Origin of the sequence: Streptomyces sp. RP5T (assembly GCF_003933965.1) — a bacterium.
Lineage (GTDB): Bacteria > Actinomycetota > Actinomycetes > Streptomycetales > Streptomycetaceae > Streptomyces.
Genome location: NZ_RSAJ01000444.1, coordinates 1 through 6,957, shown reverse-complemented (window position 1 = coordinate 6,957; position 6,957 = coordinate 1). Strand labels below are relative to the sequence as shown.

General features: G+C 62.8%; 5 protein-coding genes and 3 pseudogenes. 2 read left to right on the top strand and 6 right to left on the bottom strand.

The features are described from left to right. Window positions 1-105: 105 nt before the first annotated feature. Together EHS43_RS32890 and EHS43_RS32885 are read right to left on the bottom strand one after the other, a co-directional pair. Window positions 106-519 (bottom strand): IS3 family transposase, encoded by a 414-nt coding sequence (locus tag EHS43_RS32890; RefSeq protein ID WP_185806519.1) that lies wholly within the window; start codon window positions 517-519, stop codon window positions 106-108. Between the two features lie 53 nt (window positions 520-572). Next, window positions 573-899 (bottom strand): transposase, encoded by a 327-nt coding sequence (locus tag EHS43_RS32885; protein WP_125194320.1) that lies wholly within the window; start codon window positions 897-899, stop codon window positions 573-575. A 1,456-nt stretch (window positions 900-2,355) separates the two neighbouring features. Here EHS43_RS32885 and EHS43_RS32880 point away from each other — a divergent pair. Next, the gene (locus EHS43_RS32880) at window positions 2,356-3,729 is read left to right on the top strand and encodes a cytochrome P450 (protein WP_125194319.1); all 1,374 of its coding nucleotides are present in this window, start codon (window positions 2,356-2,358) and stop codon (window positions 3,727-3,729) included. On the opposite strand, the pseudogene EHS43_RS48235 reads toward EHS43_RS32880, so the two are convergent. Both EHS43_RS48235 and EHS43_RS32875 read right to left on the bottom strand, forming a co-directional pair. Then, a pseudogene (locus EHS43_RS48235) lies at window positions 3,682-3,939 on the bottom strand (hypothetical protein); the annotation flags it as partial. The gene EHS43_RS32880 and the pseudogene EHS43_RS48235 sit on opposite strands and share 48 nt — an antisense overlap. Before the next feature lie 18 nt (window positions 3,940-3,957). After that, window positions 3,958-4,140 (bottom strand): annotated as a pseudogene (locus EHS43_RS32875) (IS5/IS1182 family transposase); the annotation flags it as partial. 197 nt (window positions 4,141-4,337) lie between these two features. Here EHS43_RS32875 and EHS43_RS32870 point away from each other — a divergent pair. Continuing rightward, window positions 4,338-4,667 (top strand): annotated as a pseudogene (locus tag EHS43_RS32870) (transposase); the annotation flags it as partial. On the opposite strand, the gene EHS43_RS32865 reads toward EHS43_RS32870, so the two are convergent. Both EHS43_RS32865 and EHS43_RS32860 read right to left on the bottom strand, forming a co-directional pair. Beyond that, window positions 4,588-5,571 carry a hypothetical protein gene (locus EHS43_RS32865; RefSeq protein ID WP_185806518.1) on the bottom strand — a complete coding sequence of 328 codons (984 nt, stop codon included), beginning with the start codon at window positions 5,569-5,571 and terminating at the stop codon, window positions 4,588-4,590. The pseudogene EHS43_RS32870 and the gene EHS43_RS32865 overlap by 80 nt on opposite strands. A 552-nt stretch (window positions 5,572-6,123) precedes the next feature. Continuing rightward, window positions 6,124-6,768, bottom strand: coding sequence for a TetR/AcrR family transcriptional regulator (locus EHS43_RS32860; RefSeq protein ID WP_125194318.1), 645 nt, complete (start codon window positions 6,766-6,768; stop codon window positions 6,124-6,126). Between the last annotated feature and the right edge of the window lie 189 nt (window positions 6,769-6,957).

The following is a 6,957-nucleotide window of genomic DNA, read 5'->3' as shown; positions in this document are numbered from 1 at the left end:
CAGGACGCGCCGGCGTTCCGCTCCTGCGCCACCGCGTCGTCCTGATCGCCCACCTCCGCCGCCGTTACGCGGACCGGCCGACCACGGCACCCAGATGATCTCCGTCTACGAAAATCTTGCCAGAGCCACCTTCACGAGTACGCCGACAACGTGCGTGAAGTCGGCGGCCCAGGTCCGGTTCGGCGCCGGTGCGACGAAGTCGCGGTCGAGCAGGTCCGGGGCCCTGGCTGCCGCCGGGTCCGGCAGGGTTGTGATGACCTTCTTGCCGCGGACGGCGCCGGCGATGCCGATCTCGCGCATCAGACGCTCGACCGTGCAGCGGGCCGCTTTCTGGCCCTGGCGGTTCAGCTGCCGCCAGACCTTCCTCGCGCCATAGACACGGTAGTTGGCCTCGTAGACCTCCTTGATCTGTTCCTTGAGCCCGTCGTCCCGCACGGACCGGGGTGAGGGCGCCACCTGGCGTTTCTTGCAGGCGTAGTAGGTGGAAGGGGCGATCTTGCAGCCGTGCTGGGTGAGCACGCCGCAGATCGGCTCGACACCGCCGAAGCGGTCCCGGTGCTCGTCGATGAACGCTACGAGCGCGTGTGTGGCCGGTCGAGCTCGGCCGCGAAGAAACTCGCCGCCGCCTTCAAGATCTCATTCGCCCGCCTGAGTTCGGCGATTTCCTTCTTCATCGCCTTGACCTGCGCGGACTCCTCTGTCGTCGTCCCCGGCCGGGCTCCGTTGTTGATCTGGTCCTGGCGGACCCACTTGTGCAGCGTCTCGGTCGTCCCGATCCCCAGCTTGGCGGCGACCGCCTTCATCGCGGACCACTCGGTCTCGTACTCGGGCCGTACCTCGGCGACCATGCGGACTGCACGTTTGCGCAGCTCAAGGGGGTAAGGGGAAGGGCGTGCCATGACTCGATCCTCTCAAATGATCGAGTCCCTATCGAACCCGGAACGGTTCAAGATGCTTCGACTCTCGTCCTTCAGTGAACCGTTTGGCATGCAGAAGAGTTGTAGCAGTGAGCTTCTTGCAGCGCATCGTGAGGATAACGTCGTGGTAGATGTCGACGACGTTCCTCAGCAGGGAGGTTGGCGTCATGCTGGTCCCGGCCCTGGCTCCCGGTGCCACCCGATCGGTGGCCGTTCTGACAAGGGTCAATGTATAGCGCACCGAACTTTCGGTGACTAAGCAACTGAGAAGGGGAGTAGCCATGCCAGCCGATCAGAACCCGGGCGGGGACGGAGGATCCAGTGACCGTCAGGCGCTGCAGTCAGCGCTACAGTCATTTGGGGCGCTCGCTCAACACCAAGCTCAGAGGCGCGCCCAGCAGCCGCGACAGGGAGAAGTGCCGGCTGCACACAATGGTGAGGCGCTGCAGTCAGCGCTACAGTCATTCCGGGCGCTCGCTCAAAGCCAAGCTGAGAGGCGTGCTCAGCAGGAGGGGTTGGGGGTTGCGCCCCCTGCGTATGAACCGCCGCCCCCTGGGTATGAACTGCCGCCTGCGTACCGCCAACCGAGTCCGCCGACTTCCGCGAGCCCTACCCAGAACCCAGTCGGCTCGTCCGCAACCTCACTGCTCCCGCCCGGACAGGAGGCGCCGTCCGTGTCTGGACAGCAAGCCAATCCTGCCTCTCCAGAGCGAAGCAACTCGCCCTCGGCCACGCGGCCCGCTGCGAGTGCTGATCGCAGTGCGTCGACTGGCCGAGGTGCATCGCCGGGGCGGTGAATAGATTTCTAACGCGGCTCCCTTACCGGTAGTTCGCTGAATCCGCTGGTGGCCTTGGCTTAGGATAGGTCGGTTTGATCGTAGGCCGGTGGTAGGGGCAACGGATGTGCCGGAGGCTCTTTAGGTGCGTTCGCAGTAGGTAGTACCGGGCACAGAGGCTGCTGGCTTACTTGGTGACGTAGGCAGCCCGGCGAGTCGGCGGCAGGCATCTCACGAGCCACACCAACCGGGCTGGCAATGGCACCGCGACTTCAAGCCTTTCTGGGGGACATGGCGAAGGACGAACACTCGAGCGTCACCCGGCAAACTTGGGTGTGCACCTGCCCCAGGCGTGACACTCGAGGTCGACTTCAGTGAGCACCAGGTGATCGTCCGCCCAAAGCAGCACCAGCCCGGGTGCTCGTTGACAACGCACGGCAACGAAGACGAAGGTGTCCACCCTCTTGTAGCGCACGTCCGTGGAGTCGGGGTCGGGATCGGGGAACGTGGGGTGAACCCAAAAATGATCCGATGCGTTATGGATACGGAAGCGCCTAAACACCGGTTTTGACGCTATTCGACTGTTCGGCATCCGGAGAGACGTCGGCGGTGCATGATCGTCCAGTACCGTTCAACGCCGAAAGGGAAATGGAGATCAGCAAATGAATAGAACCGAAATCGCCTCATCTCTCACTGGCCTGCGTGCTGGTTGCGCACCTCACGCCTGGCCGATTTTAGGGCACCTTCCCCAGATGCAGTCGCAATTCCTCAACTTCCTCGACGCGCTGCCTGATATTGGGGACATCGTTGAAATCAAGCTGGGAACGAGGTCGGCATTTGTTCTTTGTAATGCCGAGCTGACAAGACAGGTGCTCGTAGATTTTCAGACTTTCGATCGAAGTGGCAAGGTTTGGGATCGTGTTCGCGACTCCCTGGGGAATGGCTTGCCGTCAGCGCCTAACGCAGAACATCATTGGCAGCGCCGTCTCGTGCAACCGATGTTCCGTCGCGATTACTTGCGCGAATACGCCAAGGTGATGCAGCAGGAAATTTCATCGCTCACTAAGGGATGGCTCCCCGGGCGGCGCATCGAAATAGGCGATGAGATGTTTAAGCTGAGCGCAAACGTCACCCTCCGAACGCTTTTTGATGCGGAACTTAAATCGGACGCTATAGATGAACTCAGAGAAATATTCTCTATCTGGGCGGATGGCATTCTGTTCCGTCAGGTGGTTCCGTTCTGGACTAGGCTCCCCACTGCGGGAAATCGCCGATACGCAAAAGCTATTGAGCGTTGGCGCTTCTACGCAAACAGCCTGATATCGCGACAACGTGAAGACTTGGAAGACTCCGGCAATCTATTGGCCGGTTTGTTGGAGCATCGCACCATTTCGGGACAACCGCTCACTGACAGTGAATTGTCCGACCATGTCGCCGTATTGATTCTTGCTGGCATTAAAACCACAAGCATAGCCCTGACCTGGTGTCTATATCTGCTTGGTGAAAACCCCTCGACGCAACAGCTTCTCCAGAGAGAATCTGACAGTGTTCTGGCAGGGAAGTCTGCAGGATGGGAAGACTTGCCGAACCTTCCATATGCTAATGCTGTAGTGCAGGAGGCTCTGCGACTCTATCCACCTGCGTTCATTCAGCCCAGGACCGTAACCAAGGACATCGTTGTGGCGGGCAGGTCAATAGATGCGGGAAGTACCGTCATCTACAGTCCATATATACTTCATCGCCGAGACGACCACTACGTGAACCCGGAAAAGTTTGATCCGACTCGCTGGCTTCCAGGGCACCAGTCTAAGCCGTCAGCATCACGAGGGACATTTATCCCGTTTGGTCTTGGAGCGACAAAGTGCGTCGGAGACAAATTCGCTGTCACTGAGGCCGCGCTTGCTCTGGCGTCATTTTACGGAAGCTGGAACATTCAACGGGACAGGTCAGTCAGCGTGCGGCCAATTGCCAAAAGTATTCTGCACCCATCAAGGTTTGTTGCGATTCCATTCCCGCGGAACCCTCATGAATCCTGAATATTCGTAGCTCAAGAATGTGCGGATGGCTTGTACGACGGTGCCGATATGCCGATTTGAACGTCTTGCTCGCCGTAACAGTCGCCAGACCTCCAGCTGTGAGAAGGCGCGCTCGCCCCGGGCGCGCCGCCGGGAGTGCTTGGACTGTTCGTGATGAGGGTAAAGGGTGTGGACGGTGGCGTCAGCTGCCTGGTAGGCCCGGCCGGCGAGCGTTTTAAACACCGGGTCCTATGTGGTGAGGCGAACGAGTCGCTTGTAGCAGCACAGGGCCGCGGCGAGTTCGAGAAAGGCCAGGTAGTTGCGGGGGGTGCGCTCGTAGCGAGGGCTCAGACGTCGGTAGCCGGACAGCCAGGACATCGTCCTCTCGATGACACGGCGCCCCAATCGCTCGCTGGACTCGATGCCGTTGCGATCCGTACTCTGATGCGTCTGCCGCGTAACCATTTCCGCAGATCAGCGTGGGCGTCGACCTTTTCGGCGCGGGTTGCGTCCAGGGAAGTGGTGTACGGGTTCGACCTGATGTGGGGGTTTGCTCCGGCATCGGGATGGTGCCCGCATAGATGAACGGCCACCGGCTGATCTTCGAAGTGTCGCAGGAGATCAGCACGATGACCGCACCTGACAGTCTGCCCCTGCACGCCCTCGCCGAGGACAACCTGGCCGCGGCGAGTCCGGATCTGCTAGTCCCCAAGCTGCGCCAGGGCAGCTACTTCCCGCACTGGCTCCTCGAACGGCGCCGCCGGGCCGAGCAGGCCCTGATCTCGGTGGTGGCCACCGCCTATCTGCTGGGCGTCAGCACGCGCCGGGTCGAGAAGCTTGCCGAGTCTCTTGGGGTCACCCAGCTGTCGAAGTCCCAGGTCAGTGCGATGGCCAAGCACCTGGACGAGCAAGTCGCCGCGTTCCGCAACCGGCCCCTGGACACCGGTCCGTACGCGTTCTGATGAACTGACCGGTGCTGGGGTCGTACTCACGCGCTCTGATATGCGTCAGCCCGGTGCCGGCGTCGGCGCTCATGCCGAGGAAGCCCTTGTCGTCGGGCCATACGCCGGTCGTGGCGCCGCGGCCCGTGCCGAAGGGTGTGCTGTAGCGCTTGGTCAGAGCCTGGTTGGCGTCACTGGTGACGGAGACGGTGCTGGTGCCGTGCTGGTCACCGGCGAGGAAGCTCAGCTTTTCGGTACCGGATTCGTTGGTGCGCAGGGCGATGGTGGCGCCGGCCGCCTGGTAGTAGCGGTTGGCCCACTTCTTGCCGGTCGTGAGGTGGACTTCTGTGTTGCCGAGGTAGAGGACGGTCTCACCGCTGGGGGCATTGTCGCGTCGGATGAGCAACTCACCGTCGGCGTCATAGAGATAGTTCGTGGAGGTGGCCGACGCGTCGTCGGTCAGGCGGCTGAGTCTGCCTTCTTCGTTCCAGGCCAGGGTTTGGGAGGTGGTAGCACCGGCGCTCTTGACGCGTGACGTCGTGTTGCCCGTGTCGTCGTAGGTGTACTGCTTGGCGACCCCGGTGCAGGAGCCCGTGGTTGTGGTGGCGGCCAGTGCGTGGGTGCGGGCGGTGTCGTAGCAGTATGTGTTGGTGACTGGGGTGGCTGTGTTCTTCTTCTCGGTCTTGCGTTGACCGGAAGCGGTGTAGGTGTAGCTGGTCCAGTACGGGGCCGGACCGCCGAGATTCGTCGTGGTGCGGCCAGAGGTCGCGCAGTCGGCTGTTTTGGGAGTCCAGGCTTCGCTGAGACGGCCATATGTGTCGTTGGTGAAGCACTGGGTGTCCGCGCCGGTTCCGATGTTGGCGCTGTCGGAGATGCCCCTGACGTTGCCGGCGAGATCGTAGGTGTAGGTGAGGTCCTGCACGGCACCTCGGGTCTGGTCGTCGGCTGAGGCTTTCAGTAGGCGACGCGTGCCCTTCTCGTGGGTGTTGGTGAGGAAGACGCGCTTGACGCCCTCGATGTCGGGGGCTGCGCGAACCCTCCAGGTGTGACCTTCAGGGCTTCACAGCCTCGAATCTTCAGCGGTGACTGACCTGGAGGGGTGTCGTGCGCAGGGGTGCTGGCTGGCCAGTTGGCCGAGCAGGCGTGCGGTGATGGTGAGGCCGTGGAGCGTGAGGGCCTGTGGGGGCTTTGGAGCGCGTGGACAGCTCCGGTTTGGGTGTCCTGGCTGAGCTCTACCCAATTGAGGGTGAGCCGGTTCCTCACCCTCGGCCTGTCCGTCGGGGGCGCTTCCCGCCTGGCCCGGCAAGCTCCGCGAGCACCTCGCACTGTAGGTGCACTGCGTCCGGGCCGGTGAGCATCTGCTTCGCCGGACCGGACACCCTTCTTGCACGCCGGATACCGCTGAAGATTCAGCGTCGTGCAGCTCTGAAGGTCACAGCTGCGGGGCCCGGCGCTTGCCGGAGGGGCGTCGCGCTCAGTGTGCCTGCGCTCCGGGCAGCAGCCGCCGCAGGAGGGATTCCTCCAGTTCGATCAGGATGTCCTCGTCGCCTGTGTGGCGGTTGGGGATGGCGCGCCACAGGGCCAGTTGGCCGTGGAGGGCGGCCCACAGGTGGACGCCGAGGATCTCCGCGTCGGCGCGGTGGTCGGGGCTGACGGCGGCGAGATAGGTGTCCACGGCAGCGGCCCATGCCTGGTGCACAGTGCCGGCGGGTTCAGGCTCAGTAAGCGGCTGGTGTCGTGGCTCGTAAGCGAGGCTGAACATCAGCCGGTAGCGGCGGGGTTTGTCGACGGCGAACCTGCGATAGACGCCGACCGTGGCCGTCAGCTGTTCCCATGGACTCGCGCCGTCCCGGGCAGCTGCCGCGCCCGCCTCGGCCATCGCTGCCGCCAGGGTGCGGTAGGCGGCGTCAAGCACCGTCGTGACCAGGTCGGTCTTGTTCTTGAAGTGCAGGTAGACGCTGGGCGCGGAGATTCCGACCTCGCGGGCGACTGCGCGCACGGACAGCGCGTCCTCGCGGCCTGTCTCCTCCAGGATGCGCGTGGCCGCGTCCAGGATCTCCTGCCGTAGCCGCTCGCCCTCGCCGCGCGCGTTGGGAATCCGTCTGGCCTGCGCTTCCATGCCGCCTCCTCACCGTCGGCACCTGTCTACCCGGGTGTCCGCTTGTCCGGAATCAGCTGTCCACCTTCCCGGATTAACGGTGTTAGCCTACAGTCGATGAACACCTAACACCGTTAGGTGAAGCTGGAAAGGAGCAATCATGCCCTCCACATCCCCCCTCCCCGCGTTCGACCTCGCCCGCTCCAAGGA

Coding starts and splice junctions, on each gene's coding strand:
- EHS43_RS32880 (WP_125194319.1), top strand. CDS start 2,356: ATGAATAGAACCGAAATCGCCTCATCTCTCACTGGCCTGCGTGCTGGT.
- EHS43_RS32860 (WP_125194318.1), bottom strand. CDS start 6,768: ATGGAAGCGCAGGCCAGACGGATTCCCAACGCGCGCGGCGAGGGCGAG.
- EHS43_RS32885 (WP_125194320.1), bottom strand. CDS start 899: ATGGCACGCCCTTCCCCTTACCCCCTTGAGCTGCGCAAACGTGCAGTC.